Origin of the sequence: Haemophilus parainfluenzae (genome assembly GCF_036288925.1) — a bacterium.
In the GTDB taxonomy this organism is placed as follows: Bacteria; Pseudomonadota; Gammaproteobacteria; order Enterobacterales; family Pasteurellaceae; genus Haemophilus_D.
Genome location: NZ_CP127167.1, coordinates 1,136,923 through 1,162,350, shown reverse-complemented (window position 1 = coordinate 1,162,350; position 25,428 = coordinate 1,136,923). Strand labels below are relative to the sequence as shown.

General features: G+C 39.1%; 30 protein-coding genes and 2 tRNA genes. 6 read left to right on the top strand and 26 right to left on the bottom strand.

Annotated features, from left to right (window positions below; translation table 11 throughout):
- Nucleotides 1-3 precede the first annotated feature (3 nt).
- The 5 genes from QQS40_RS05955 (at nt 4) to QQS40_RS05935 (ending at nt 5,543) form a co-directional block, all read left to right on the top strand.
- On the top strand, nt 4-1,011 hold the full coding sequence (locus QQS40_RS05955; protein WP_289901336.1) for a substrate-binding domain-containing protein: 1,008 nt from the start codon (nt 4-6) through the stop codon (nt 1,009-1,011).
- Nucleotides 1,012-1,191: 180 nt separating this feature from the next.
- The gene (gene mglB, locus QQS40_RS05950; protein WP_049355502.1) at nt 1,192-2,187 is read left to right on the top strand and encodes a galactose/glucose ABC transporter substrate-binding protein MglB; all 996 of its coding nucleotides are present in this window, start codon (nt 1,192-1,194) and stop codon (nt 2,185-2,187) included.
- Between the two features lie 80 nt (nt 2,188-2,267).
- The gene (mglA, locus tag QQS40_RS05945; protein WP_289901337.1) at nt 2,268-3,782 is read left to right on the top strand and encodes a galactose/methyl galactoside ABC transporter ATP-binding protein MglA; all 1,515 of its coding nucleotides are present in this window, start codon (nt 2,268-2,270) and stop codon (nt 3,780-3,782) included.
- A gap of 18 nt (nt 3,783-3,800) precedes the next feature.
- The gene (gene mglC / locus QQS40_RS05940; protein WP_289901338.1) at nt 3,801-4,811 is read left to right on the top strand and encodes a galactose/methyl galactoside ABC transporter permease MglC; all 1,011 of its coding nucleotides are present in this window, start codon (nt 3,801-3,803) and stop codon (nt 4,809-4,811) included.
- Between the two features lie 75 nt (nt 4,812-4,886).
- Nucleotides 4,887-5,543 (top strand): class I SAM-dependent methyltransferase, encoded by a 657-nt coding sequence (locus QQS40_RS05935; RefSeq protein WP_289901339.1) that lies wholly within the window; start codon nt 4,887-4,889, stop codon nt 5,541-5,543.
- A gap of 35 nt (nt 5,544-5,578) precedes the next feature.
- Here QQS40_RS05935 and iscX read toward each other — a convergent pair whose 3' ends face one another.
- The 21 genes from iscX to QQS40_RS05830 all read right to left on the bottom strand — a co-directional run bounded on the left by iscX (nt 5,579) and on the right by QQS40_RS05830 (nt 21,077).
- Nucleotides 5,579-5,773: a Fe-S cluster assembly protein IscX gene (gene iscX, locus QQS40_RS05930; RefSeq protein ID WP_049364507.1), complete on the bottom strand. Its 195-nt coding sequence runs from the start codon at nt 5,771-5,773 to the stop codon at nt 5,579-5,581.
- Entirely contained in the window at nt 5,773-6,114 is a 342-nt protein-coding gene (fdx, locus tag QQS40_RS05925) for an ISC system 2Fe-2S type ferredoxin (RefSeq protein WP_005696659.1), read from the bottom strand. The genes iscX and fdx overlap by 1 nt, the downstream gene beginning before the upstream one ends.
- Nucleotides 6,115-6,159: 45 nt before the next feature.
- On the bottom strand, nt 6,160-8,016 hold the full coding sequence (gene hscA, locus QQS40_RS05920; RefSeq protein ID WP_329504293.1) for a Fe-S protein assembly chaperone HscA: 1,857 nt from the start codon (nt 8,014-8,016) through the stop codon (nt 6,160-6,162).
- A 40-nt stretch (nt 8,017-8,056) separates the two neighbouring features.
- Nucleotides 8,057-8,743, bottom strand: coding sequence for a DUF2625 domain-containing protein (locus QQS40_RS05915; RefSeq protein ID WP_128787629.1), 687 nt, complete (start codon nt 8,741-8,743; stop codon nt 8,057-8,059).
- A gap of 74 nt (nt 8,744-8,817) precedes the next feature.
- Nucleotides 8,818-9,339, bottom strand: coding sequence for a Fe-S protein assembly co-chaperone HscB (gene hscB / locus QQS40_RS05910; RefSeq protein ID WP_128787630.1), 522 nt, complete (start codon nt 9,337-9,339; stop codon nt 8,818-8,820).
- Between the two features lie 9 nt (nt 9,340-9,348).
- On the bottom strand, nt 9,349-9,672 hold the full coding sequence (gene iscA / locus QQS40_RS05905; protein ID WP_032822628.1) for an iron-sulfur cluster assembly protein IscA: 324 nt from the start codon (nt 9,670-9,672) through the stop codon (nt 9,349-9,351).
- 50 nt (nt 9,673-9,722) lie between these two features.
- On the bottom strand, nt 9,723-10,106 hold the full coding sequence (gene iscU, locus QQS40_RS05900) for a Fe-S cluster assembly scaffold IscU (protein ID WP_005696665.1): 384 nt from the start codon (nt 10,104-10,106) through the stop codon (nt 9,723-9,725).
- A gap of 54 nt (nt 10,107-10,160) precedes the next feature.
- A complete protein-coding gene (locus QQS40_RS05895; RefSeq protein ID WP_128787631.1) occupies nt 10,161-11,375 on the bottom strand; it encodes an IscS subfamily cysteine desulfurase in 1,215 nt (404 codons plus the stop codon).
- A 63-nt stretch (nt 11,376-11,438) separates the two neighbouring features.
- Nucleotides 11,439-11,894 carry a Fe-S cluster assembly transcriptional regulator IscR gene (iscR, locus tag QQS40_RS05890; protein ID WP_128787632.1) on the bottom strand — a complete coding sequence of 152 codons (456 nt, stop codon included), beginning with the start codon at nt 11,892-11,894 and terminating at the stop codon, nt 11,439-11,441.
- Nucleotides 11,895-11,947: 53 nt separating this feature from the next.
- A complete protein-coding gene (gene trmJ / locus QQS40_RS05885; RefSeq protein ID WP_128787633.1) occupies nt 11,948-12,673 on the bottom strand; it encodes a tRNA (cytosine(32)/uridine(32)-2'-O)-methyltransferase TrmJ in 726 nt (241 codons plus the stop codon).
- A gap of 124 nt (nt 12,674-12,797) precedes the next feature.
- A tRNA-Lys gene (locus QQS40_RS05880) sits at nt 12,798-12,873 on the bottom strand.
- Between the two features lie 26 nt (nt 12,874-12,899).
- A tRNA-Lys gene (locus tag QQS40_RS05875) sits at nt 12,900-12,975 on the bottom strand.
- Between the two features lie 167 nt (nt 12,976-13,142).
- Nucleotides 13,143-13,613, bottom strand: a complete 471-nt coding sequence (pal, locus tag QQS40_RS05870; protein WP_014064916.1) for a peptidoglycan-associated lipoprotein Pal — start codon at nt 13,611-13,613, stop codon at nt 13,143-13,145.
- Nucleotides 13,614-13,637: 24 nt separating this feature from the next.
- A complete protein-coding gene (gene tolB / locus QQS40_RS05865) occupies nt 13,638-14,921 on the bottom strand; it encodes a Tol-Pal system beta propeller repeat protein TolB (RefSeq protein ID WP_128787635.1) in 1,284 nt (427 codons plus the stop codon).
- 41 nt (nt 14,922-14,962) lie between these two features.
- Complete coding sequence (gene tolA / locus QQS40_RS05860) at nt 14,963-16,234, bottom strand: cell envelope integrity protein TolA (protein ID WP_329504287.1); 1,272 nt, start codon at nt 16,232-16,234, stop codon at nt 14,963-14,965.
- A gap of 18 nt (nt 16,235-16,252) precedes the next feature.
- Nucleotides 16,253-16,672: a colicin uptake protein TolR gene (gene tolR, locus QQS40_RS05855; RefSeq protein ID WP_014064913.1), complete on the bottom strand. Its 420-nt coding sequence runs from the start codon at nt 16,670-16,672 to the stop codon at nt 16,253-16,255.
- 78 nt (nt 16,673-16,750) lie between these two features.
- Entirely contained in the window at nt 16,751-17,437 is a 687-nt protein-coding gene (gene tolQ / locus QQS40_RS05850; RefSeq protein WP_049356471.1) for a protein TolQ, read from the bottom strand.
- A 20-nt stretch (nt 17,438-17,457) separates the two neighbouring features.
- Nucleotides 17,458-17,886, bottom strand: coding sequence for a tol-pal system-associated acyl-CoA thioesterase (gene ybgC, locus QQS40_RS05845; protein WP_225852609.1), 429 nt, complete (start codon nt 17,884-17,886; stop codon nt 17,458-17,460).
- A gap of 71 nt (nt 17,887-17,957) precedes the next feature.
- Nucleotides 17,958-18,245: a cyd operon protein YbgE gene (ybgE, locus tag QQS40_RS05840; protein ID WP_128788031.1), complete on the bottom strand. Its 288-nt coding sequence runs from the start codon at nt 18,243-18,245 to the stop codon at nt 17,958-17,960.
- Between the two features lie 112 nt (nt 18,246-18,357).
- Complete coding sequence (cydB, locus tag QQS40_RS05835) at nt 18,358-19,497, bottom strand: cytochrome d ubiquinol oxidase subunit II (RefSeq protein ID WP_289901343.1); 1,140 nt, start codon at nt 19,495-19,497, stop codon at nt 18,358-18,360.
- Between the two features lie 14 nt (nt 19,498-19,511).
- Complete coding sequence (locus tag QQS40_RS05830; protein WP_289901344.1) at nt 19,512-21,077, bottom strand: cytochrome ubiquinol oxidase subunit I; 1,566 nt, start codon at nt 21,075-21,077, stop codon at nt 19,512-19,514.
- 441 nt (nt 21,078-21,518) lie between these two features.
- Between QQS40_RS05830 and QQS40_RS05825 the strand changes: the two genes are divergently transcribed.
- Nucleotides 21,519-21,830 (top strand): DUF5339 domain-containing protein, encoded by a 312-nt coding sequence (locus tag QQS40_RS05825; RefSeq protein WP_289901345.1) that lies wholly within the window; start codon nt 21,519-21,521, stop codon nt 21,828-21,830.
- A 55-nt stretch (nt 21,831-21,885) separates the two neighbouring features.
- Here QQS40_RS05825 and ruvB read toward each other — a convergent pair whose 3' ends face one another.
- From ruvB to QQS40_RS05800, 5 genes are read right to left on the bottom strand one after another with little or no spacing between them, the layout of a single operon-like run.
- The gene (gene ruvB, locus QQS40_RS05820) at nt 21,886-22,893 is read right to left on the bottom strand and encodes a Holliday junction branch migration DNA helicase RuvB (RefSeq protein WP_289901346.1); all 1,008 of its coding nucleotides are present in this window, start codon (nt 22,891-22,893) and stop codon (nt 21,886-21,888) included.
- 13 nt (nt 22,894-22,906) lie between these two features.
- A complete protein-coding gene (gene ruvA, locus QQS40_RS05815) occupies nt 22,907-23,518 on the bottom strand; it encodes a Holliday junction branch migration protein RuvA (protein WP_128788032.1) in 612 nt (203 codons plus the stop codon).
- A 58-nt stretch (nt 23,519-23,576) separates the two neighbouring features.
- Complete coding sequence (gene ruvC / locus QQS40_RS05810; protein WP_128787639.1) at nt 23,577-24,149, bottom strand: crossover junction endodeoxyribonuclease RuvC; 573 nt, start codon at nt 24,147-24,149, stop codon at nt 23,577-23,579.
- 50 nt (nt 24,150-24,199) lie between these two features.
- A complete protein-coding gene (locus tag QQS40_RS05805; RefSeq protein ID WP_289901347.1) occupies nt 24,200-24,634 on the bottom strand; it encodes an ACP-like domain-containing protein in 435 nt (144 codons plus the stop codon).
- A gap of 17 nt (nt 24,635-24,651) precedes the next feature.
- Nucleotides 24,652-25,392: a YebC/PmpR family DNA-binding transcriptional regulator gene (locus tag QQS40_RS05800; RefSeq protein WP_005697071.1), complete on the bottom strand. Its 741-nt coding sequence runs from the start codon at nt 25,390-25,392 to the stop codon at nt 24,652-24,654.
- Between the last annotated feature and the right edge of the window lie 36 nt (nt 25,393-25,428).

The following is a 25,428-nucleotide window of genomic DNA, read 5'->3' as shown; positions in this document are numbered from 1 at the left end:
GTTATGCCTACAATTCGAGATGTTGCTGAATTAGCTTGCGTGTCGGTTGCCACTGTTTCCCGGGTGATTAATCGCTCCCCATCTGTGAGTGAAAAAACCCGTTACTCGGTACAACGCGCTATGGAAGTCTTAAATTATCAACCCAATGCAAACGCACAAGCTCTGGCAGTACAAAATACTGATACCATTGGCGTGGTGGTTACCGATGTAACGGATCCGTTCTTTGCTATCTTGGTTAAATCGGTCGATAAAGTCGCTGAAGAACATCAAAAAACGATTTTGATTGGCATTGGATACCATCATGCAGAAAAAGAGCGTGAAGCAATTGATACCTTGCTACGCAAGCGTTGTAGCTGTCTAGTCGTTCATTCCAAAGCCCTTTCTGACGAAGCGTTACAGCATTATTTAGAAAATGTACCCGGTATGGTGGTAATTAACCGCGTGATTGCGGGTTATGAAAATCGTTGCGTCAGCCTTGATAACCGTCAAGGTACCTATCTTGCCACTGAAATGCTGATTCGTTATGGTCATAAGCATATCGCCTACATAGGTTCCAATCACGGTATTTTAGATGAAACAGAACGTAAGGAAGGCTACTTAGAGGCCTTAGAAGCGCATAACTTCCCCATTGTAGAACAAGCCATTGTGCATAATTCACCTGATTTTGAAGGCGGTGAAAAAGCCATGATTGATTTATTAAGCTACAACTCCAATTTAACCGCTGTGGTGGCCTATAACGATACCATGGCAGCTGGTGCAATTTCTGTTTTAAATGAAAACAATATCAAAGTCCCGAAACAATTTTCCATTGTAGGATTTGATGATATGCCGATTGCTCGGTATTTAATCCCCAAACTCACTACAATTCGCTATCCAATTGATTTAATGGCAAATTATGCGGCAAAACTAGCGTTAAGTTTAGTCGATTCGTCTATTGTCACACCGACTGTTGTTCAATTTAATCCAACATTGGTGAGACGTTTTTCCGTAGAAAATGCAATAAAACCGTGATGTAGATCACAAATTTAAACATTGCTATGTAATCGTTTTCATTTATGTGAGTTTGATCACAGATTAACAGTTTTGATTTCGTTATGATGCATTCAGTTGCAATAGATGTACGCAACATTCCTCTATTTGATATATAAAAAATCAACAATAAAATCTCTTTCTCTACATAGGAGCGTTTTTATGAAAAAAACAGCAGTATTAAGTACGGTCGCTTTAGCAATCGGTTTAAGTTCAGCAACTTCAGGTTTCGCAGCCGATAACCGTATTGGTGTTACCATTTATAAATATGATGACAACTTCATGTCATTGATGCGTAAAGAAATCGATAAAGAAGCGAAAGCCCTTGGCGGCATTGAGTTATTAATGAATGACTCTCAAAATGCACAATCTATTCAAAACGACCAAGTAGATGGTTTGCTTTCTAAAGGTGTGAAAGCCTTAGCGATTAACTTAGTAGACCCGGCAGCCGCTTCAACTGTTATCAAGAAAGCGAAACAAGATGACATTCCTGTTGTTTTCTTCAATAAAGATCCGGGCGCCAAAGCAATTGGTATCTATGACCAAGCTTACTATGTTGGTACTGATCCGAAAGAATCTGGTTTAATCCAAGGTGATCTAATTGCGAAACAATGGAAAGCAATGCCAGACTTAGACTTAAACAAAGACGGTAAAATCCAATATGTATTATTAAAAGGTGAACCAGGCCACCCGGATGCTGAAGCGCGTACTAAATATGTGATTGAGCAATTAAATGCTAAAGGTATCCAAACCGAACAATTATTTATTGATACCGGTATGTGGGATGCCGCAATGGCAAAAGATAAAGTGGACGCCTGGTTATCTAGCTCTAAGGCCAATCAAATTGAAATGATTATTTCAAATAATGATGGTATGGCATTAGGCGCACTAGAAGCAACCAAAGCTCACGGTAAAAAACTACCAATCTTTGGTGTAGATGCGTTACCAGAGGTACTTCAATTAATTAAGAAAGGCGAAATTGCAGGTACTGTGTTAAACGATGGCGTTAACCAAGGTAAAGCAGTTGTTCAACTTTCTGCAAACCTTGCTAGCGGTAAAACAGCAACAGAAGGTACACAATGGAAATTAGAAAACCGTGTGGTACGTATCCCTTATGTTGGTGTGGATAAAGATAACCTAAGTGAATTCTTAAAATAAGAAAATCTATTGCTTTTCTTTAATTTTAGGGGGGAAAGGAAACCCAAATTCCCTTTCCCCCCTTTTTGATGAGGTTGGATATGACAACTCAAACCCAAGACAGTGATGTACTACTGACAATGACGGATGTCAGTAAGTCTTTCCCCGGTGTAAAAGCCCTTGATCACGCCAATCTAACAGTTCGTTCTCACTCTGTTCACGCCTTAATGGGCGAAAACGGGGCGGGTAAATCGACATTATTAAAATGCCTCTTCGGAATTTATGCAAAAGACGAAGGTGAAATTTTATTCTTAGGCAAACCTGTTGATTTTAAAACATCAAAAGAAGCCCTTGAAAATGGGATTTCAATGGTTCACCAGGAACTTAACTTGGTGCGTCAAACCAGTGTAATGGATAACCTATGGTTGGGTCGCTACCCACTTAAAGGTCCTTTTGTGGATCACGCCAAAATGTATCGTGATACCAAAGCGATTTTCGATGAATTGGATATTGATGTTGATCCAAGAGAAAAAGTGGCCAAACTTTCTGTTTCACAAATGCAGATGATCGAAATTGCGAAGGCGTTCTCTTATAACGCTAAAATCGTAATTATGGATGAGCCAACATCCTCACTTTCAGAAAAAGAAGTGGAACATCTTTTCAAAATTATTCAAAAATTAAAAGATCGCGGTTGTGGCATTATCTATATTTCACACAAAATGGATGAAATCTTCAAAATTTGTGATGAAATCACCATTCTTCGTGATGGTAAATGGATCAATACCGTTGAAGTTAAAGGCACCACCATGGAAGAAATTGTTTCAATGATGGTTGGCCGTGAATTAACACAACGTTTCCCTGAAAAAACTAACGTACCCAAAGAAATCACGCTTGAAGTGGAACATTTAACTGCGGTGAATCAACCTTCCATTCAAGATGTTTCCTTTAATTTACGCAAAGGTGAAATTTTAGGTATTGCAGGTCTTGTTGGTGCAAAACGAACTGATATTGTGGAAGCCATTTTTGGTGTACGCGAATTAAAAGAAGGGACGATCAAACTCAACGGAAAAATCGTGAAAAATCATACCGCACTTGAGGCGATTAACCACGGTTTTGCTTTGGTGACTGAGGAACGTCGTTCAACCGGGATTTATTCAAACCTAAGTATTGAATTTAACTCTTTGATTTCAAATATGAAATCTTACCTCACCCCATGGAAATTGCTCAGCAACAAAAAAATGGCGAGCGATACGCAATGGGTGATTGATGCGATGAACGTGAAAACCCCTTCTCACAAAACAACGATTGGATCGCTTTCTGGTGGTAACCAACAAAAAGTCATTATCGGCCGTTGGCTTTTAACCCAACCAGATATCTTAATGCTCGACGAACCAACTCGTGGTATTGATATTGGGGCAAAATTTGAAATTTATCAGCTCATTCAAGAACTCGCTAAAAAAGATAAAGGCATCATTATGATTTCATCAGAAATGCCGGAACTATTAGGCGTAACAGACCGAATTTTGGTCATGAGTAATGGTCGTGTTGCCGGCATCGTTGAAACGGCAAAAACGTCTCAAGAAGAAATTTTGCAACTTGCCGCAAAATATTTATAAATCATAAAGGAACAAATTATGAGTGCCTTACCAAAAAATAAATCATTCGATTTCTTAAAACAAAATGCGATTTATTTTGTGTTGTTGATTTTACTTGGCATCATCATCGCACAAGATCCAACATTCTTGAATGTTCGCAACTTTAGTAACATTTTAACTCAATCATCCGTCCGCCTTATTATCGCCCTTGGTGTTGCAGGCTTGCTTGTCACTCAAGGTACCGACTTGTCAGCCGGTCGCCAAGTCGGTTTAGCGGCGGTTATTTCTGCTACCCTCTTACAATCAATGGAAAACATGAACCGCGTGTTCCCGGATTTAGGTGAAATTCCGATTCCAGTAGTTATCCTGACTGTTTGTGTGATAGGTGCTGTAATCGGTTTAGTGAATGGTTTAGTTATCGCTTATCTCAATGTAACTCCGTTCATTGCAACCATGGGTACCATGATCATTGTTTACGGTTTTAACTCACTTTATTACGATGGCGTAGGTGGCTCACCAATTGCTGGCTTCAGTGAATCTTTCTCTAACTTCGCACAAGGCTTCTTTAGACTCGGTTCATTCAAATTATCCTACATCACTATCTATGCGGCAATTTGTGCATTCTTAGTTTGGGTGATGTGGAATAAAACACGCTTCGGTAAAAATATCTTTGCTATCGGTGGTAACCCTGAAGCAGCAAAAGTATCTGGCGTAAACGTAGCACGTAACCTTGTTGTAATTTACATGATTTCTGGTATGTTCTATGCATTCGGTGGTATGTTAGAAGCTGGCCGTATCGGTAGTGCTACCAACAACCTTGGTTTCATGTATGAATTAGATGCGATTGCTGCCTGCGTAGTAGGTGGTGTATCTTTCGCTGGTGGTGTGGGTACTGTTATCGGCGTAATCACGGGTGTTATCATCTTCACCGTTATTAACTATGGTTTAACTTACATCGGTGTTAACCCTTACTGGCAATATATCATTAAAGGTAGCATTATCATCCTCGCGGTTGCTATTGACTCCTTAAAATACGCGAAGAAAAAATAATTAAAAATAACGATAAAAATAACCGCACTTTAGCAATAAAGTGCGGTTTATATTTAATCAATCTAAGGATTTAAAATGTCAAACAACGTAACTAAAGATAATTTAACTGTCAATTTCAGTACTGACTGGTTTACTCATAATATCCCTCCCCTATCCTATATTTTTGAACAATTTACTCCTCAAAGAATCTTAGAAATTGGTTCATTTGAAGGGCGTTCAACGCATTTTTTTACTGAGGAAATGCTTAAATACCATAATGAAATAGAGATTCATTGTATTGATTCTTGGGAAGGTGGATTAGAGCATCAAGGAAAGTGGGATATGAGTTCTATTGAGCAATCTTTCAATGAGAATATTCAAACATTAATGATTTATGCCAAACGATGCGGAAAATCCCTTAATATTATCAAACATAAGGGATATTCCCATACTAAAATGATTGAACTATTAGCAAAAGGCGAAGCTGGAAAATTTGATTTTATCTATGTAGATGGTTCTCATGAAGCTCCAGATGTACTATTTGATGCTATTTTAGCCCATAAATTAGTAAAAAATAATGGTATTATTGCTTTTGATGACTATTTATGGAGCCCAGAAGAAAATGGCAAACAAAACTACTACCACCTAGTAAAACCTGCTGTCGATGCTTACGTCAATATCTATCAGCAAAAACTCCATGTTTTACAGATGTTACCCGTTTATCAACTTTATATACAAAAACTATCAGATTAACTAATTAAAAATATAATAAGCCTGTGTAATCAGGCTTATTCGTATTCATCTAACCATTTCAACAAAATCGCTTCCAGAATACTCTCATTAGATTTCATTGGATCATCATCAAAACCGTCTAGTTCACAAATCCACTTATGCAAATCCGTGAAACGTACCGTTTTAGGATCTAAATCTGGATTATGATCATAAAGCTCTTCTGCAATAAGTTGTGCATCCGTCCATTTCATTAGTGAGCCGCCTCATTCGCATGGTTAATATTATATTTAGGGATTTCCACCACTAAATCTTCATCCCCCACGACACATTGGCAAGAAAGGCGGCTATCCATTTCTAAGCCCCATGCTTTATCCAACATATCTTCTTCTTGATCGCTTGCTTCATTTAATGAATCAAACCCTTCACGAATCACAACATGGCATGTTGTGCAAGCACAAGAACCATCGCAAGCGTGATGAATTTCAACACCCGCATTATGCGCTACTTCTAATAAGTTGTCGCCTGCTGCTGCATCAACCACCATACCCTCTGGACAGAATTCTTCATTCGGTAAAAAAATCACTTTTGGCATATTACTTTCCTCAATATAAAAAACTCGTTAATTTATAACCGCACTTTATTGCTCAATATCTGATACAGATTTACCTGTCAGCGCTTGATTAATGGATTTATTCATTCGTCTTGCCGCAAATTCTTGAGTCGCGATATCAAGGGCTTTAATCCCCTGAACGATAGCATGACGATCTGTACCTTCTTTTACATCCATTAATTGTTTCAGTGCATTTTCAATTTGGTGGAATTCGGCTTCGGTTAATAAATCAGCCCCATCTTGTTGTAATGCTACAATCACGCTTTCAATCACACGATCAGCCTCAACACGTTGCTCGGCTAATTCACGTGCTTGCATATCATCTTGTGCATTATCAAAAGAAGCTTTAATCATTGCCGTTACTTCTTCATCCGTTAAACCATAAGAAGGCTTAATTTGAATCGATGCTTGGACTTTTGTGGATTTTTCCATGGCGGTTACACTTAATAAGCCATCCGCATCCACTTGATAAGTTACACGAATATGTGCTGCCCCCGCTACCATTGGTGGAATACCACGCAACGTAAAACGACCTAAAGAACGGCAATCATCCACTAATTCACGTTCCCCTTGTACCACATGTACCGTCATCGCAGTTTGACCATCTTTAAAGGTGGTAAATTCTTGCGCGCGAGCCACTGGAATCGTGGTATTACGTGGAATAATTTTCTCCACTAAACCGCCCATGGTTTCAATGCCTAAAGAAAGCGGCACAACATCGAGTAACAACATATCACTGTCATTCTTGTTGCCCACTAAAATATCTGCTTGGATAGCCGCACCTAAGGCAACTACTTTATCTGGGTCAATAGAGGTTAATGGTGTTTTACCAAAGAATTCGCCTACTTGTTCACGTACGTAAGGCACGCGAGTTGAGCCTCCAACCATAACCACTTCTTGCACGTCTTCAGCCTCAACATGCGCATCTTTCAATGCTCGACGGCAGGTTAATAAAGAACGTTTTACCAATGAGTGGATTAATTCATTGAATTGCTCACGACTTAACTCACCTTCAAATCCGCGCCAAGAAATGACCGCACTTTGTGCACTTGTTAAGGCAATTTTAGTTTGTGTGGCTAAACTTAAAAGTTCACGTTGCTCATTCGCATTTTGTGGTTGAATACCCGCTTGTTCAACAATCCAATCGGCAATTAAATGGTCAAAATCATCACCACCTAAAGCGGTATCCCCACCTGTTGCTAAGACTTCAAATACACCTTTAGACAAGCGTAAAATTGAGATATCAAAGGTACCGCCACCTAAGTCATAAACAGCGATGACACCTTCTTTTCCGCTATCTAAGCCATAAGCCACTGCTGCAGCAGTGGGTTCATTTAATAAACGTAATACATTTAACCCTGCAAGACGTGCCGCATCTTTTGTACTTTGGCGTTGAGCATCATCAAAATAGGCAGGTACGGTAATCACCACGCCAGAAAGCTCACCTGCAAGTCGTTGTTCTGCAATATGATTTAAACGAGATAAAATATCCGCAGAGACTTCAATTGGGCTTTTTTTACCTTGATGTGTTACCAATAATGGCAACCCATTTTCACTTGCCACAAACTCATAGGGCAAATTGGTATAACGAGATTGCACATCATCAAGGCTACGTCCAATCAGACGTTTCACAGAAATAATCGTATTTTTAGGATCAATTGCAGCTTTTGCAAATGCTTCTGTACCAACAAGTTTTTCATTTTCACCATAGTAAATGACTGAAGGCACAAGGCTTCTGTCTTGTTCATCATTCAAAATAGTGGCTTGACCGCTACGCACTGCGGCAACTAAAGAGTTTGTTGTACCTAAATCAATCCCTACCGCAAGACGATGTTGATGGGGTGCAGCCGTTTGTCCTGGCTCTGCAATTTGGAGTAATGCCATATCTCTTTTTATCTCTAATAATTAATTCGTTAAGGGCTCGTTATGCCACTGAATAAGCTTGTGCAAATTTATCTTGTTCGGTGAAACTTGCGTTGTAATGGGTTTCAATGTTGACTTCGCGTCGTTCACGCTGATTAATATCAGTCGTCTTATCTTCTGAAAGCTCGGGTGTAAAAACAATCATGTGGTTACCATCGAGTTGTTTTACATCTTCTTGCCAATTTTGCCAAAATAGATTTTGGTAAAATGCTTCAATGTCACCATTTAATGCCCAAGCTAAGAAATTCGTATAGGTAAAATTTAAATCATGCCAAGTTAAATTTTTTGGCGAAAAATAATAAATCTTGCCAAGATTAGAACCTAAAGAACCACCATTTAAAGCAAAATAACCACCAATGACATCGTCCGCAACAAGCAAATATTTGGGTTTATCACCTGATTGATTAAAGGATTTGCTAAAATTCCAGTCCATTAATCCACGTGGTAATTTAAAACTGCCTGACCCCAATATACGCAACCAACCATGATGGATTAAAATGCCACCGGTTTCATAAATGACTGCGCCCATTGGAGAAGAAGTGGGCATTTGCATGGTGAAAAGCTCACGTTCTGCGCTAGATTGATCTTTTTTAATCACATCACAATGATTACGAGCATGCTCAATCCATTGGGAAATGGTTCCCCAAGCAGATTTTGAGGCATCAGTCAGTTGTTCTAAAGTTTGCATAATCGAGTTTCATTAGTATGAGGGCAATTCCTCATTTATCAATAGCGAAAAGGGCGTATTAAACGCCCTCAAGATTATAATTCAAATAGACGTTCTTCTACTTGGCTAATTTCATCCGCCAATTTTTTTAGAAAACGTAATTTATCACAGAACTGTGCAGCAGTTGACCATTGTTGCTCATTTAGTTGTTCTTCAAGTGCGGTCAACATTTCTTTTGTTTCTTTTTTAACGCGTTTCGCAAAGGATTCTAATGCATTTTCATCCTGGCTTTGCTCAATATTTTCAAGCTCTTCTCGCCATTCTAATTGCTGCATTAGGAATGCCATATCTTGTGTGCTCTTTTGCTCTAAATCCTGTGTTTCTCCCGTATTTAACGCAATAATTGCTTCCGCACGTAAAATTGGGTCTTTCAAGGTTTTTAATGCATCATTAACTTCTGTTGATTTTTGCATTGCAATGCGTTGTTCTTGTGCATCTGCCGTAACAAAATTATCCGGATGCAAGCTCTTTTGAAGCACTAAATAGCGTTCAGACAAAAGCGATTGATCAACATTGAAAGCAACGGGCAAATCAAAAATAGCAAAAGGATTTGTCATCTTTATTCCTTAAACATGGAAACTTTCACCACATCCACATGATTCTTTCACATTTGGATTGTTATATTTAAAGCCTTCGTTCAAGCCTTCTTTGACATAATCTAGCTCAATGCCATCTAAATAAACCAAGCTTTTTGGATCGACTACCACTTTCACGCCATGCTGCTCAAAAACAAGATCGTCATCATTGAGCACATCAACGAATTCAAGCACATAACCTAAACCCGAACAACCTGATGTTTTTACACCTAAGCGTAAACCGATGCCTTTTCCACGATTTTCAAGAAAAGTACGAACTCGTTGTGCCGCTTTTTCAGTGAGTGTTATAGACATATTCTGATCCTTAAATTGATAAAGTGCGGTCATTTTCAACCGCACTTTGATTACTTACCTTGTTTATTTTTGTAGTCAGCAATGGCGGCTTTAATTGCGTCTTCTGCTAAGATTGAGCAGTGAACTTTTACCGGTGGTAATTCAAGTTCTTCCGCAATTTGGCTGTTTTTGATTGCACCTGCTTCATCTAAAGATTTACCTTTCACCCATTCGGTAATTAAAGAACTTGATGCAATCGCAGAGCCACAACCATAAGTTTTAAATTTCGCATCTTCAATAATGCCACTATCATTTACTTTGATTTGTAACTGCATAACATCACCACAAGCCGGTGCGCCAACCATACCCGTTCCTACTGAATTATCTTTTTTGTCCATTGAACCAACATTGCGTGGATTTTCGTAATGATCGATAACTTTTTCGCTGTATGCCATATTCTTTTCCTTTCCTAAATAAGTTGCTATCAAGCGGTCAAGCCGCCTTGAAAATTAGTGGGCTGCCCACTCAATAGTGTTTAAATCAATACCTTCTTTGAACATATCCCAAAGTGGCGATAATTCACGAAGTTTTGCTACTGCATTACGTGTTAAATTAATGGTGTAATCAATTTCTTCTTCCGTTGTCCAACGACCAAGTGTGAAACGAATTGAGCTATGTGCTAATTCATCATTACGACCTAATGCACGTAATACATAAGATGGTTCTAAACTTGCTGAAGTACAAGCCGAACCAGAAGAAACTGCCACATCACGTAATGCCATCATCAATGATTCACCTTCAACATAGTTAAAGCTGATGTTCAAATTATTTGCTACACGGTGATCCATTGAACCATTTACATAGGTTTCTTCAATTTCTTTTAAGCCATTATATAAACGATCGCGTAAAGCTCTAATACGAGGAATCTCTGTCGCCATTTCTTCTTTTGCAATACGATAAGCTTCACCCATACCAACAATTTGGTGTACAGGTAATGTACCAGAACGCATACCACGCTCGTGACCACCACCATGGATAATTGCTTCTAAACGAACGCGAGGTTTACGACAAACATATAATGCCCCGATACCTTTTGGTCCGTACAATTTGTGACTAGACATTGACATCAAATCAACCGGTAACTCAGCAAGATTAATTTCTACTTTACCGACACTTTGGGTCGCATCTACGTGGAAAATCGTTTTATTTGCACGGCAAAGCTCACCAATTGCTTTAATATCCTGGATAACGCCAATCTCATTATTCACGTGCATAATTGACACAAGAATCGTATCTGGACGTAATGCAGCTTTGAATTTCTCAAGATCGATTAAACCATCTGCTTCTGGATCTAAATAGGTGACTTCAAAGCCTTCACGCTCTAATTGACGACAAGTATCTAATACGGCTTTATGCTCCGTTTTACTGGTGATAATGTGCTTACCTTTTGTTTGATAAAAGTGCGCTGCACCTTTAATTGCAAGGTTATCTGCTTCTGTTGCGCCAGAAGTAAACACGATCTCACGTGAGTCTGCGCCAATCAAATCCGCAATTTGATTACGTGCAATATCAACCGCTTCTTCAGCTTGCCAGCCAAATTTATGTGAACGAGATGCTGGATTACCGAATACACCATCAATGGTTAAATACTCCATCATTTTTTTAGCCACACGTTCATCAACTGGACATGTTGCTGCATAATCTAAATAAATTGGTAATTTCATTTTCACTCCTAAATAACTATCAAAAATGCCACCATTTTGACCGCACTTTGATCTACTTTCCTATTATTGGTTGACTACAACCAAATCATCAAAATCTTTGTGAGCTTTATGTTTTCCTGTTTTTTTCTCAACAAGCTCAGCTAATGAGATCTCATCTAAAAAATCAGAAATACGATCACTTAATTCTTGCCATAAAGTATGAGTCAAACATTCTACTCCACCTTTGCAATTTCCTTTGCCAAGGCATCTTGTGACATTAATATTCTCATTGACGGCAGAAATCACCATACCAATAGATATTTGATCAAGTGGTAAAGCTAAACAATAGCCGCCTCCAGGACCTCTAACGCTCTTTACTAATCCACCTCTTCGTAATTTTGCAAATAGCTGCTCAAGATAAGAAAGTGAAATATTTTGACGTTCCGAAATATCCGCTAAACAAACTGGCGTAGACCCTGCATGTAATGCGATATCTAAAATCGCAGTAACTGCATATCGCCCTTTAGATGTAAGTTTCATAAAATATTCCTATTAATCATCATTTGGGCAGTTTACATATCTGACTGTAATAGTCAACTTTGCCCTTTTTCCAAATTGACGCGTTTTTCAACGGCACTTAGCATCCCATGCAAAATATTCAATTCATTTTTCTCCAAAAAGGAACGATTATAAAGCCGTCTCAATTTTTGCATAACCCCTTGATTTTGAATGAAACCAAGTGATTTATATACCCGTTCTGTATGCGTTAAAAAATACTCTATCTCTTGCGTTGTGGGATAGATATTTTCTATTGTAGAAAGAGTATTTTCCGTTTTACCTTTTGCTAAAAATGCCATTCGCATTTCATAACTGACTAACTGAACAGCCATCGCTAAATTTAGCGAAGAATATTCAGGATTAGCGGGAATATTTAAATGATAATGACACTTAAGTAATTCTTCATTTGTAAGCCCAACACGCTCACGACCAAACACAATCGCTACCTGACCTTGATGAGCACAGGCTTTATCAGCACATTCTCTTGGTTCAATCAACGTACTCTGTAGATGGCGTAATCTCGCACTGGTACCGATCACTAAGGAGCAATCTTCTATTGCTTGCTCAAAAGTATCAACAATTTTAGCATTTTGCAAAACGTCATCTGCCCCAGCTGCTAATGCGATAGATTGTTCATCTACTGATTTTGGCGACACCAAATAAAGATTGGATAATCCCATCGTTTTCATTGCACGCGCAGCTGAACCGATGTTTCCGCTATGTGATGTTTCAACTAGAACAATACGAATATTTTGTAACATTTTATGTCCGACTTAAATTTGTGGATATTCTAACATAATAACCGTTAAATATAGTCAAGAATTTAAAAAATATTTGATTTTTTCCTTAATTTATTGGAAATAATAAGATAGATGAGATTTTTAATGGTGGGCTGTGAGAGATTCGAACTCTCGACCGACGGATTAAGAGTCCGCTGCTCTACCAACTGAGCTAACAACCCAACCTGTTAAATAATGATATGAGAAATGGTGGGTCGTGAAGGATTCGAACCTTCGACCAACGGATTAAAAGTCCGCTGCTCTACCGACTGAGCTAACGACCCGTGATACTGCTATGGCTTTGTATGTTACAGATTTTATTTTTGGATGCAAGAAAAATCTGAAGAAATCATACCAACTGCACGAACACTCACCAATAGCAGGATATATTTTTTACAAAAAAAGGAGAGTGAATTTCTCTCCTTTTCTAAGAATGAAAATTCCCTAAAAATTAATATGCTAACACTGCACGACGGTTTTTAGAGTATGCTGCTTCATCATGACCTAACACTGCAGGTTTTTCTTCACCGTAAGAAACAGTTGATACTTTACCCGCATCAACACCTTTACCAGCTAAGAAACCTTTAACTGCATCAGCACGGCGTTGACCTAAAGCAATGTTGTACTCAGGAGTACCACGTTCATCGGTGTTACCTTCAACAACTACTTTAGAAGCTGGAGTTGCATTTAAGTATGCAGCGTGAGCATCTAAGATTTGAACGTATTCACCTTCGATGTTGAATTTGTCGAAACCAAAATAAACGGTGTTATAACGTTGTTGAAGATCTTCAACAGAGTAACCACCGAAAGTTTGGCCGTTGTTGTTAGCACCGTTGCCTGCTGCATCGTTGTTTGATGAGCTACATGCTGCTAATGCAGCTACTGAACCAGCAACTAATAATGATTTAACAAATTTGTTCATTAGATTTCTCCTCAATGAGTTCTTTTATTTAGTCAAATATGGCGACCAAGCTGGAAATTTCACTTGGCCATTACTTCCTGGAAGACTCGCTTTAAAGCGACCATCTGCAGAAACTAATTGTAACACCTTTCCTAGCCCTTGTGTAGAGCTGTAAATAATCATGATACCGTTAGGAGAAATACTTGGGCTTTCACCTAAGAAAGATGTACTTAATACTTCAGAGCTACCGCTGGTGAGATCTTGTTTTACCACATTATTATTACCGTTGATCATCACAAGTGTTTTACCATCACTACTGATTTGCGCACTACCGCGACCGCCAACTGGTGATGCACCACCACCGCTTGCGCTCATACGATAAACTTGTGGTGAACCGCTTCTATCTGAAGTAAAGAGAATTGAGCTACCATCTGGAGACCATGATGGTTCTGTATTATTACCCGCACCGCGAGTTAATTGAGTCGGTGTACCACCATTTGAGCCCATTACATAAATGTTTAATAAACCATCTTGTGAAGAAGCAAACGCAAGTTTAGAACCGTCTGGAGAGAACGCTGGTGCACCGTTATGACCAGGGAAAGAAGCAACCACTTTACGAGAACCAGAACCTAGGTCTTGTACAACAAGTTGTGATTTTTTATTCTCAAAAGATACGTAAGCTAAACGTTTACCATCTGGAGACCATGCTGGAGACATAATTGGCTGTGAGCTACGATTGACGATGAATTGATTGTAACCATCGTAATCTGCTACACGAACTTCATAAGGTTGTGATCCACCATTTTTTTGCACTACATAAGCAATACGCGTTCTGAATGCACCACGAATACCAGTTAATTTTTCAAATACTTCATCACTCACAGTGTGCGCACCGTAACGCAACCATTTATTAGTCACGGTATAGCTATTTTGTGCAAGTACGGATCCTGGCGTACCTGATGCGCCCACAGTATCAACTAACTGATAAGAAATGTTATAACCACTACCCGTTGAAGTCACTTGACCTACAACAACAGCATCAATACCTAAAGCTGTCCAAGCCTCTGGTTTCACTTCTGCTGCAGTTGTTGGTTGTTGTGGCATTTGGCTTACTGGAATTGGGTTAAATTTACCACTATTACGTAAGTCATCCGCAACAATTTGACCAATATTTTCAGGTGCAGAACCTGCGAAAGGAACAACTGCGATAGGACGAGCCCCATCTACCCCTTCATCAATCACAATTCGAACTTCATCTTCTGCCATTGCTGTGCTTACAAATGCAAACATCATCACAAATAGCCCGATAACACGTTTGATCAATTTCATTTAATCACCTTATTTTAACGTTGTTACTTTCTTAAAACCGATTATCGAGCATTGATATCAAAATCGATAGTCGGCGCTTTGTATTTTTCATACACTGCATCAGATGGTGCCGCTGGAACTTTTTTCGTTCTTGCCACCGCACTTAATGCTGCAGTACAAATATCATCAGGTCCTGAGACACGTTGGTAGCCTAAAATAGTACCATCTCGGCCAAGCTGGATTTTAATACTACAAACTTTACCAGCAAAACTAGGATTTTTTAAGAAACGACGTTGAATTTCACGTTTAATTACACCTGCATATTGGTCACCGACCTTGCCACCGTCTCCAGCCCCAAGTCCCGCACCACTACCTTGTGTACCGCCTTTATTCGCATTACCACCTTTAGATGCGCTACCACCACCGATGTCACCACCGTTCATGAAATCATCTAAAGCTGCTTGATCCGCTTTACGTTTTGCTGCATCTGCTTTGGCCTTCGCTTTAGCTTCTGCATCCGCTTTCGCTTTTGCTTCTGCCTCTGCTTTCGCTTTGGCATCGGCCTCAGCTTTCGCTTTCGCCTTGGCGTCTGCTTCAGCTTTTGCCTTGGCGTCTGCTTCAGCTTTTGCCTTAGCGTCTGCTTCAGCTTTTGCCTTAGCGTCTGCTTCAGCTTTTGCCTTGGCTTTTGCTTCAGCCTCTGCCTTCGCTTTCGCCTCAGCCTTGGCTTTAGCATCTGCTTCTGCTTTTTCTTTCGCTTTTTGAGCTTCAGCTTGTGCCTTCGCTTTTGCCTCTTCTTCAGCTTGCTTAGCGGCTGCTGCTAAACGTTTCGCCTCAGCTTCCGCTTTCAACTTCGCTGCCTCTGCAGCTTGTTTTGCTTTTGCTTCTTCAGCTTGTTTCTGTTTTTCTAACGCCTCTTGACGAGCAAGCTCTTGCTGCTGTTTTTGCTTTTGCTTTTCAATTTCTTGCTGCTTTTGTTTTTCAAGTTCTTTTTGACGTTGAATTTCCTGCTGACGCTTAATCTCTTCTTGTTTCGCAATTTCTTGCTGATTTGGTTCAGGTTCAGGCTCTGGTTTTTTCTCTTCAACTACAGGCTCAGGTTTCTTCTGTTTATCAGTTTGACCTTTTTTCTGTTGTTGAATACGTCCCCATTCCTGTGCTGCGCTGCCAGTATCGACCATAACAGCTCCCATGGCATCACCTTCACCTTCTCCACCACCCATTATTTCAACGGTTTGATAAAGAGAGCTCCAAATCAACAAACCAAACAATGCAAGGTGCATCGCAATAGAGATGACAAACTCATTTGCACGTTTTTTTCGTCGATTATTCTGCACGGTTTTACCTACTTATTCTTAAATTGGGTTGGTCATTAAACCCACAGACTTAATGCCGGCAAGATGTAGTAAATTCAGTGCTTTAATCACTTCTTCATAAGGTACATCTTTTGCTCCGCCCACTAAGAACATTGTGTTATTGTCTTTATCAAATTCTTGTTTTGATAATTGGGTTACCATTTCTTCGTTAAGGCCTTCTTGGCGTTGACCACCAATCGAAATCGAATACTGCCCAATACCTGCTACTTCTAAAATAACCGGTGTTTTATCTTCATTTGATACATTTTGACTTTGCACCGAGTCAGGGAGTTCCACTTGAACGCTCTGACTGATAATCGGCGCGGTTGCCATAAAAATTAACACTAAAACTAAAAGAACATCGAGAAATGGCACGATATTAATTTCAGATTTAATGTCTTTACGCTGACGACGAGCCATAATTTCCTCTAAAACTTCGCTAAAATCCACCGCACTTTTCGTTTTATTTATGAAGTGCGGTCAATTTTTTATTTATTTTTAATGGGGCGCTTTACCAAAAGCTTGACGATGTAAAATTGTGGTGAATTCATCAATGAAGTTACCATAATTTTGTTCAATCGCATTTACACGTAAGCTTAAACGGTTATACGCCATTACAGCTGGAATTGCCGCAAACAAACCGATCGCTGTTGCGATCAAGGCTTCTGCGATACCTGGAGCAACCATTTGTAATGTTGCTTGTTTCGCACCACTTAATGCCATAAATGCGTGCATGATCCCCCAAACGGTACCAAATAAACCGATATATGGACTTACAGAAGCCACTGTTGCTAAGAAAGGTACTCGACTTTCAAGGGATTCTACTTCACGATTCATCGCAAGGTTCATTGCACGAGTCGTACCTTTGATAATTGCTTCTGGCGCATCTGCATTCACTTGTTTTAAGCGAGAGAATTCTTTAAAGCCGACAAAGAAAATTTGTTCGCTACCTGTTAATACCTCACGACGATTAGATAAACCATCATAAAGTTTATTTAAATCTTCACCAGACCAGAAACGATCTTCAAAAGTGTTCGCTTCTTTTAACGCACTCGTCAAAATACGGCTACGTTGAATGATGATTGCCCAAGAAATAATTGAGAACGAAATTAAGATCACAATTACAAGTTGAACAACGATACTCGCTTTTAGAAAAAGATCTAAAAAGTTCAATTCTGCAGTCATTGCATACTCCGAAAAGTTATTTACTTTAAAAATGCCGCTTTTAATTCTTCAGGAATTGCGACAGGTTTCATTTTGCCTAGATCAACACAGGCTACCTTAACAGTAGCCTTTGATAACATCACCGTATCACGAACTAACCGCTGTTCAAAGAGGATTGTCGCCCCTTTCACTACCGTTATTTCAGTTTCGACAATAAGATAATCATCCAATTTTGCTGGAATACAATAGTCAATAGACATGGTTTTGACCACAAAAGCTAATTGTTGTTCCTGCAATAATGATTGTTGAGAAAAATTAAGCGTTCTTAAATATTCAGTTCGCGCACGTTCAAAAAAATGTAAGTAACGTGCGTGATACACTACTCCACCAGCATCCGTGTCCTCATAATAAACACGAACAGGAAAGGTAAAACATTGGTTATTCAAAATAATGCTCAAATTATCAGCCATAACAAGCCGCTTATTTTAGAACCTGTTCATAAGATGTGCAAGATCCAAATAATAATATTTGTCTATCGCTCCTATAAAAACCAATGCTGAACAATGGCAATTATTGTGGTGAAATAACCAATAAAGGGCAAGAAAACAAGCTGCCATATTGCCCGACGAATATCAAATCCAATCCCGTGAATCCATAAATTAATCAATCCCCAAAAGATTGCAAGTATCCAAGCAGGATGAGCGGTTCGAAGTGCGGTTGAAAATTGACTTAAATTTAAAAAGAAAGCCGCAGTTAAAAATAACGCTAAAATAAATGAAAGGGTCCGCAAGGAACCCTTATTACTTAATTGATAGAGTGAATAAATCATCATTACTCGTCAAATTTACCTGACGTTTCTTTACTAATGGTTAATTTAGCACTCACCATAACTGCAGCCAACACACCCACTACCCAAATTACATATAACATATTGTTTCTCCTTAGTATAATGAGTTTTTGTTGTCTTCAACAAAGTTTTCATCCAAGCGACCAAACATTTTGTAGTATGACCAAATGGTATAAAGCAATGAGATGGTAACAAATACTAATGCCAAGTAGAACATTAAGGTTAATGTTAATTCACTTGACGTTGCATCCCACATTAACAAACTTTGTTCAGGGTGAGTACTTGAAGGCATTACAAATGGGAACATTGATACTGCCGCAGTAATAATTACACCCGCCATTGTTAATACAGAGAAGAAGAACGCAAAACCACAACGATTTGCTTTAGATGCAACCACATTCAATAATGCACCAACCACAGCTAATACAGGGAATGCCCATAAAGCTGGATTTTCATTGAAGTTTCTAAACCATGCTCCAACTTCAACAACTACCTCTTTACCAGAGGTCGGCGCAGATGCAGCAAAGTGATCAATAGTGCTCGTCACCACATAACCATCTTTGAAAGAAAGCCATAACCCTGCCAATACAAAAGTAATTAATGTGACTAATGCACCGATTTGTGTAATTGCTCTTGCACGATCACGCAATGCTGAAGTGGTTTTCATTTGTAACCAGTTCGCACCGTGAGTGACTAACATTGCAAGACTTAACACACCACAAAGTAATGCGAATGGGTTTAATAATGCAAAGAAAGAACCCGTATAAGTTGCTTGGGAAAGCTCATTTAATTCAAATGGTACACCCTGTAATAAATTACCAAATGCCACACCGAATACTAATGCAGGTACAAAACCGCCCGCAAATAAGCCCCAATCCCACACAGCACGCCATGTTGGATTATCAATTTTTGCACGATATTCAAAACCAATTGGACGGAAGAATAACGCGGCTAATACAAGGAATAAGGCAATATAGAAGCCTGAAAACGCTACAGAATAAACAATCGGCCATGCCGCGAAGATTGCACCACCAGCAGTTAATAACCAAACTTGGTTACCATCCCAGTGTGGAGCAATAGAGTTAATCATAATACGTCTTTCTACTTCTTTCTTACCTGCTACGGGTAAAAGTGCGGTCACGCCCATATCGAATCCATCTGTTACAGAGAAACCGATAAGCAATACAACAACTAGCACCCACCAAATAATACGTAGAATTTCATAATCAAGCATAATCCATCTCCTGCTTATTTAGATGATTGCTCAAAATAGTATTTGCCGGTTTTCAATGCACTTGGACCTAAACGTGCATATTTAAACATCAAATACATTTCCGCAATAATGAAGAAGAAGTAAAGTACACAAATTAAACCGATAGAGAACCATAAGTCACCTACACTCAAGTTAGAGGCAGACACACCCACCGGTAATACTTCATAAATCGCCCATGGTTGACGACCAAATTCAGCTAAGAACCAACCAAATTCAATCGCTAAGAATGGCAATGGAATACTCCAAAGCAATGCTTTAAGTAATAAGCGAGAAGAAGTCACTTTGTTACGTAAATTCTGAACAAATGCACTAAAGGTCAGTAAAATAATTAAACCACCTGCGGCTAACATACCACGGAATGCCCAGAAGTTAGGACCTACGTTTGGAATAGTATCACGTGCTGCTTGTTTAATTTGTTCATCCGTTGCATCAACAACTTTATCTGTGTAACGTTTTAATAATAAACCGAAACCTAAATCACCTTTGACTTCATCAAATTTTGCTTTAGTTTCTGGATTTACTTGACCTGCTGATTTTTTCTCTGCTTTTAATTGCGTGAATAAATCATAAGCAACCATACCGTTACGAACACGACCTTCATTTTTCGCTTGAATGTCTTTCAAACCAACAATTTCAGTGTCTAAAGAACGCGTTGCAATTAAACCACCCAAGTAAGGGATTTCAATCGCAAAATCATTTTTCATTTCAGCGGTATTTGGAATTGCAACTGGATGGAATGGTGCTGGTGCTGCATGAGTGTCAAACTCAGCTTCCATTGCAGCCAATTTCACAGGTTGTGCTTTACCGATGTCATAACCTGATTCATCACCCATAATTAATACCGCTGATGCAGCGATAAAACCAAAAGTTGCCGCTACAGAGAATGAACGCTTAGCGAAACCGATATCGCGACCTTTTAATAAATAGAATGCACTGATACCTAATACAAACATTGCACCGGTTGTATAACCTGCTGTTAATGTATGTAAAAATTTACTTTGCGCAACCGGATTTAACCAAAGATCTAAGAAGCTGGTCATTTCCATACGAACGGTTTCAAAGTTAAATTCTGCCGCTACCGGATGTTGCATCCAACCATTCGCGACTAGAATCCACATCGCAGAAAGGTTTGAACCAAAGGCTACGCAGTAAGTTGCGAGTAAGTGTTTACCTTTAGTTAAACGATCCCAACCGAAGAAGAATAAACCCACGAAAGTGGACTCTAAGAAGAACGCAAGTAATGCTTCGATCGCTAATGGCGCACCGAAAATATCACCTACATAGTGAGAATAATAAGACCAGTTTGTCCCGAATTGGAACTCCATGATAATACCGGTCGTTACCCCTAGAGCAAAGTTAATACCAAATAACTTACCCCAGAATTTAGTCATATCTTTATATACTTCTTTGCCCGTTTTAACATAAATGGTTTCCATGATCACAAGAACGAAAGATAAACCTAATGTTAATGGTACAAAAATGAAGTGATATAACGCAGTTAATGCAAACTGCAAGCGTGAGAGATCAACAACGTCTAACATCTCAACTCCTTGTATAAACCTACAAGATTTTCACTTTATGATTACCAAGGATAACCTAAAATAACCACCCCTAAAGACTCAACACAATGCGTCAAGCAAGCTTGAACTATTTACACGATAATCGCCCTTTTGTTTAGAAAAAGAGCTTTACCTAATTATAATGTAAACACTCAGAACTGGCGTCTATTCTACTACTATTTATAAGGATAAAAAATAGCAAAAATTGTTAGTTTGATCACATTTTTGATATAAATTACAAAATACCCCATTATATGTAAAGCAATCAAAATTGATCTATATAGAATATGATGTCTTTTTACCCATCTCAGCAGTTGTATTTAATTAGAAAACCCAACTTATCTAAGAAATGCTAGACAATATTGTAAAATTTTGGTATTTTCCCAAAAAGCACTCTGTAAAAGTCTTTTGTTAGGATTAACAATGAAAAAAATTTATAAAATATTGACCGCTCTTTTGGGTTCTATTGCATTATCTGCTACTGCAGCACCTATAGCAGAAAGTAAAGCTGTATTTCCACAGCAATGTTTACAGTTATTTAAAGAAACAGAAAATTTGATTGCTCAAGCAGAAAAACAGCCTGGCACTCATACTCAAGTCGGTAAAATCAAAAGTAAACTTAATCAAAGCAAACAGCAAATTCTTGAAATGGAATTAGCGACTCAACAAAAAAGCTGCGATGTGGGTTTAGCAAGATTAAATAGCATGAAGAACTATACTGAAGAAACTAACTAAGCAGGTTTCAAAAAGAAAGGACATATTGATATCAATATGTCCTTTTTTATCTGTCTTATTCTGACGGCTTCTGAAGCCCGAAGTGTCGATAAGTTAACGAAGTAGCAATCCGGCCTCGAGGAGTTCGCTGTAAAAATCCTTGTTGAATCAAGTAAGGTTCTAAAACATCCTCGATAGTGTCTCGTTCTTCACCTATTGCTGCTGCCAAGTTATCTACCCCAACTGGTCCACCATCAAAACGTTCAATCACTGCGGTAAGCAATTTTCTATCTAAGTAATCAAAGCCCGCATCATCTACATCTAACATTGAAAGCGCTTGTTTCGCAATGTCTGCCGAAATAATGCCATTATTACGCACATCAGCAAAATCTCGAACGCGACGCAATAAACGGTTTGCAATGCGAGGCGTACCACGTGAACGATGCGCCACTTCAAAAGCGGCTTTATCTTCTAATTCCAGATTTAAGCAAGAGGCACTTCTTGTCACAATAGAAGTTAAATCTTCAACGGAATAAAATTCTAAACGCTGAACAATACCAAAACGATCACGTAGTGGCGAAGTTAAAGAACCCGCTCGAGTTGTTGCACCAATTAATGTGAAAGGTGGCAAGTCTAATTTAATTGAGCGTGCAGCAGGGCCTTCACCGATCATAATATCCAACTGATAATCTTCCATTGCCGGATAAAGCACTTCTTCAATCGCAGGGGAAAGACGGTGAATTTCATCAATAAACAACACATCATGGGGTTCAAGATTGGTCAGCATTGCCGCTAAATCGCCAGCTTTTTCAAGAACTGGACCTGATGTTGTGCGAATATTCACCCCCATTTCATTCGCCACAATATTAGCTAGCGTCGTTTTTCCTAAACCTGGAGGACCAAAGATCAAAAGATGATCTAAGGCATCTTGACGCAATTTTGCCGCCTGAATGAAAATATCCATTTGCTCTCGCACTTGTGGCTGTCCCACATAGTCCGCTAAAAGCTTTGGACGAATCGCACGATCGATGACATCTTCATCCATCTTTGCCTGACTGCTAATAATTCTATCTGCTTCGATCATATCTGTTTAATCTTTATAATGCGGCTTTTAAAGCTTCGCGAATTAATTGCTCACTGCTTAAATCCGCTTTAGCGACTTTTTTCACCATTTTTTCAGCATCGGTTGGTTTATAACCTAATGCAACTAATGCAGCAACCGCTTCATCAGCTGAGCTTTCAGCTTGGCGCAATTCTGAAGTTGAAGGAATATGCTTACTCTCTACAAAGAAATCGCTTTGGCGAACATCTTTAAACTTCCCTTTTAACTCTACCAATAAACGTTCAGCCGTCTTCTTACCCACACCTGGAATTTTAACTAATTTCGATAGTTCTTCTCGTTCAATAGCGTAAGCAAACTGCTCTACTGACATCGCTGATAAAATCGCGAGTGCCAATTTAGGTCCAACACCATTGGTTTTAATTAATTCACGGAATAAAGTGCGGTCAGTTTTTTGGGCGAATCCAAAAAGAAGATGAGCATCTTCACGCACAACAAGATGGGTAAATAAAGTAGTTTCTTGCCCGATTTCAGGTAAGTCATAAAAACTGGTCATCGGTAACAATAATTCGTAACCGACGCCTTGTACATCAAACAAAATTTCAGGAGGTTGTTTTTCTAATAAGATGCCTTTTAAACGACCGATCATACGATTTTCATGTAAAAAAATTTTGCATAGCATAAAATAAAACTGGACATTAATCCAGTTAAATTTTTAATCTAAATCGACCTCGGCTGTACCTTGTTCTTAAAAGTGCGGTCATTTTTTCGTGTGTTTCTGTGGTTTTGACCGAGCTAGCAATATGCAAAGAATGTTGAATGGTGTGGGCATGTGTAATCGCAATAGCTAAAGCATCTGCTGCATCTGCCTGAGGCTTATCTGAGAGCTTCAAAATTCGTGTCACCATATCTTGTACTTGAACTTTATCTGCAGAACCAATCCCTACGACAGTCTGCTTCACCAAACGAGCCGCATATTCAAATACAGGTAAATCATGGTTGACGGCTGCCACAATCGCTGTACCACGTGCTTGCCCCAGTTTTAAAGCTGAATCCGCATTTTTAGCCATAAACACTTGTTCAATAGCAAACATATCAGGCTGAAATTGTGTGATGATTTCTGTCACGCCAGCATAAATTCGTTTTAATCGAGTAGGTAAATCTTCTACCTGTGTGCGGATGGCGCCACTGCCGAGATATTCTAAATGGCGACCATTTTGTCGAATCACACCATAACCCGTTACACGAGAACCAGGATCAATACCTAAAATAATACTCATAAATTCTCAAAAATAAACGGCCGGTCAATGCCGGCCGTTTTTAGCGTTAATTATTGGTTTGCTTTTGCAGTTGCTTTTGCATCTACATCACAGTTTTTCACAACAATTTTGTCTGCTTTTTTACCTTTAATTAAAAGATTTACTGGCACAACAGAATCAAATTTATCTAAAGTTAAACCACTATCTACGTTCCAAACATATTTTCCTGACGTAAATGAAGTGAAGTCTTTTTGAGCTGCATCACGAGCAAAATCTTTCGCGATAACTTTGTTACCCACCATCACCATTGCTGCTGTTGGTTCTTGGTTTTCGAATTGGTAAACTGCAGTTACCGTTTTCTTGTTACAAGTATAAACGACTGTTTTATCCGTTACAGTAGGTGCTGCAGTTTGCTCTGCTTTGTTTTCTACTTTTGGTGCTTCGCTTGCACAAGCTGATAAAACAACAAGCGCGGCCATTGCTGGTAATACTTTAGCAAATTTCATTCTAAATCTCCTTAAAATTACAGTTGAGCTGCAACTTCATCACTAATTTCACCGTTATGATATACGTTTTGTACATCGTCACAGTCTTCTAACATGTCAATTAAACGCAACAATTTAGGCGCAGTTTCAAGATCAAGATCAACTGTTGTTGATGGAATCATTGTCACTTCTGCGTTATCAATTTTAAATCCTGCTGCTTCGATTGCATCGCGCACCGAACCTAAATCTTCCCACGCAGTATAGATTTCAAATGAACCATCATCTTGTGGTTGAACATCATCTGCACCGGCTTCAATTGCCGCCTCCATTAACGCATCTTCTTCACCTTGGCTAATTAAAATCAAGCCTTTTTTGCTGAATAAGTAGCCCACAGAACCTTCTGTCCCTAAGTTACCACCACATTTAGTAAAACTTGGGCGAACCTGTGAGATGGTTCGATTTGCGTTGTCACTTAGACACTCAACCATCACAGCAGTTCCACCCGGACCATAACCTTCATAAATTCTTGTTTCCATATTGGTGTCATCACCACCGCCCACACCGCGCTCAATCGCACGGTTAATGGTATCGCGAGTCATGTTGCTCGATAAGGCTTTATCTACTGCCGCACGTAAACGCGGGTTCGCACTGACATCACCGCCACCAATTTTTGCAGCAGTGACTAATTCACGAATTAATTTTGTAAAAATTTTACCGCGTTGCGCATCTTGTGCGGCTTTACGGTGTTTAATATTTGCCCACTTACTATGGCCTGCCATGTTGTTTTCCTTCTTATCTTAAAAACGTTTTTTAAA

Coding starts and splice junctions, on each gene's coding strand:
- QQS40_RS05955 (WP_289901336.1), top strand. CDS start 4: ATGCCTACAATTCGAGATGTTGCTGAATTAGCTTGCGTGTCGGTTGCC.
- mglB (WP_049355502.1), top strand. CDS start 1,192: ATGAAAAAAACAGCAGTATTAAGTACGGTCGCTTTAGCAATCGGTTTA.
- mglA (WP_289901337.1), top strand. CDS start 2,268: ATGACAACTCAAACCCAAGACAGTGATGTACTACTGACAATGACGGAT.
- mglC (WP_289901338.1), top strand. CDS start 3,801: ATGAGTGCCTTACCAAAAAATAAATCATTCGATTTCTTAAAACAAAAT.
- QQS40_RS05935 (WP_289901339.1), top strand. CDS start 4,887: ATGTCAAACAACGTAACTAAAGATAATTTAACTGTCAATTTCAGTACT.
- iscX (WP_049364507.1), bottom strand. CDS start 5,773: ATGAAATGGACGGATGCACAACTTATTGCAGAAGAGCTTTATGATCAT.
- fdx (WP_005696659.1), bottom strand. CDS start 6,114: ATGCCAAAAGTGATTTTTTTACCGAATGAAGAATTCTGTCCAGAGGGT.
- hscA (WP_329504293.1), bottom strand. CDS start 8,016: ATGGCATTACTCCAAATTGCAGAGCCAGGACAAACGGCTGCACCCCAT.
- QQS40_RS05915 (WP_128787629.1), bottom strand. CDS start 8,743: ATGCAAACTTTAGAACAACTGACTGATGCCTCAAAATCTGCTTGGGGA.
- hscB (WP_128787630.1), bottom strand. CDS start 9,339: ATGACAAATCCTTTTGCTATTTTTGATTTGCCCGTTGCTTTCAATGTT.
- iscA (WP_032822628.1), bottom strand. CDS start 9,672: ATGTCTATAACACTCACTGAAAAAGCGGCACAACGAGTTCGTACTTTT.
- iscU (WP_005696665.1), bottom strand. CDS start 10,106: ATGGCATACAGCGAAAAAGTTATCGATCATTACGAAAATCCACGCAAT.
- QQS40_RS05895 (WP_128787631.1), bottom strand. CDS start 11,375: ATGAAATTACCAATTTATTTAGATTATGCAGCAACATGTCCAGTTGAT.
- iscR (WP_128787632.1), bottom strand. CDS start 11,894: ATGAAACTTACATCTAAAGGGCGATATGCAGTTACTGCGATTTTAGAT.
- trmJ (WP_128787633.1), bottom strand. CDS start 12,673: ATGTTACAAAATATTCGTATTGTTCTAGTTGAAACATCACATAGCGGA.
- pal (WP_014064916.1), bottom strand. CDS start 13,613: ATGAACAAATTTGTTAAATCATTATTAGTTGCTGGTTCAGTAGCTGCA.
- tolB (WP_128787635.1), bottom strand. CDS start 14,921: ATGAAATTGATCAAACGTGTTATCGGGCTATTTGTGATGATGTTTGCA.
- tolR (WP_014064913.1), bottom strand. CDS start 16,672: ATGGCTCGTCGTCAGCGTAAAGACATTAAATCTGAAATTAATATCGTG.
- tolQ (WP_049356471.1), bottom strand. CDS start 17,437: ATGACTGCAGAATTGAACTTTTTAGATCTTTTTCTAAAAGCGAGTATC.
- ybgC (WP_225852609.1), bottom strand. CDS start 17,886: ATGGCTGATAATTTGAGCATTATTTTGAATAACCAATGTTTTACCTTT.
- ybgE (WP_128788031.1), bottom strand. CDS start 18,245: ATGATTTATTCACTCTATCAATTAAGTAATAAGGGTTCCTTGCGGACC.
- cydB (WP_289901343.1), bottom strand. CDS start 19,497: ATGCTTGATTATGAAATTCTACGTATTATTTGGTGGGTGCTAGTTGTT.
- QQS40_RS05830 (WP_289901344.1), bottom strand. CDS start 21,077: ATGTTAGACGTTGTTGATCTCTCACGCTTGCAGTTTGCATTAACTGCG.
- QQS40_RS05825 (WP_289901345.1), top strand. CDS start 21,519: ATGAAAAAAATTTATAAAATATTGACCGCTCTTTTGGGTTCTATTGCA.
- ruvB (WP_289901346.1), bottom strand. CDS start 22,893: ATGATCGAAGCAGATAGAATTATTAGCAGTCAGGCAAAGATGGATGAA.
- ruvA (WP_128788032.1), bottom strand. CDS start 23,518: ATGATCGGTCGTTTAAAAGGCATCTTATTAGAAAAACAACCTCCTGAA.
- ruvC (WP_128787639.1), bottom strand. CDS start 24,149: ATGAGTATTATTTTAGGTATTGATCCTGGTTCTCGTGTAACGGGTTAT.
- QQS40_RS05805 (WP_289901347.1), bottom strand. CDS start 24,634: ATGAAATTTGCTAAAGTATTACCAGCAATGGCCGCGCTTGTTGTTTTA.
- QQS40_RS05800 (WP_005697071.1), bottom strand. CDS start 25,392: ATGGCAGGCCATAGTAAGTGGGCAAATATTAAACACCGTAAAGCCGCA.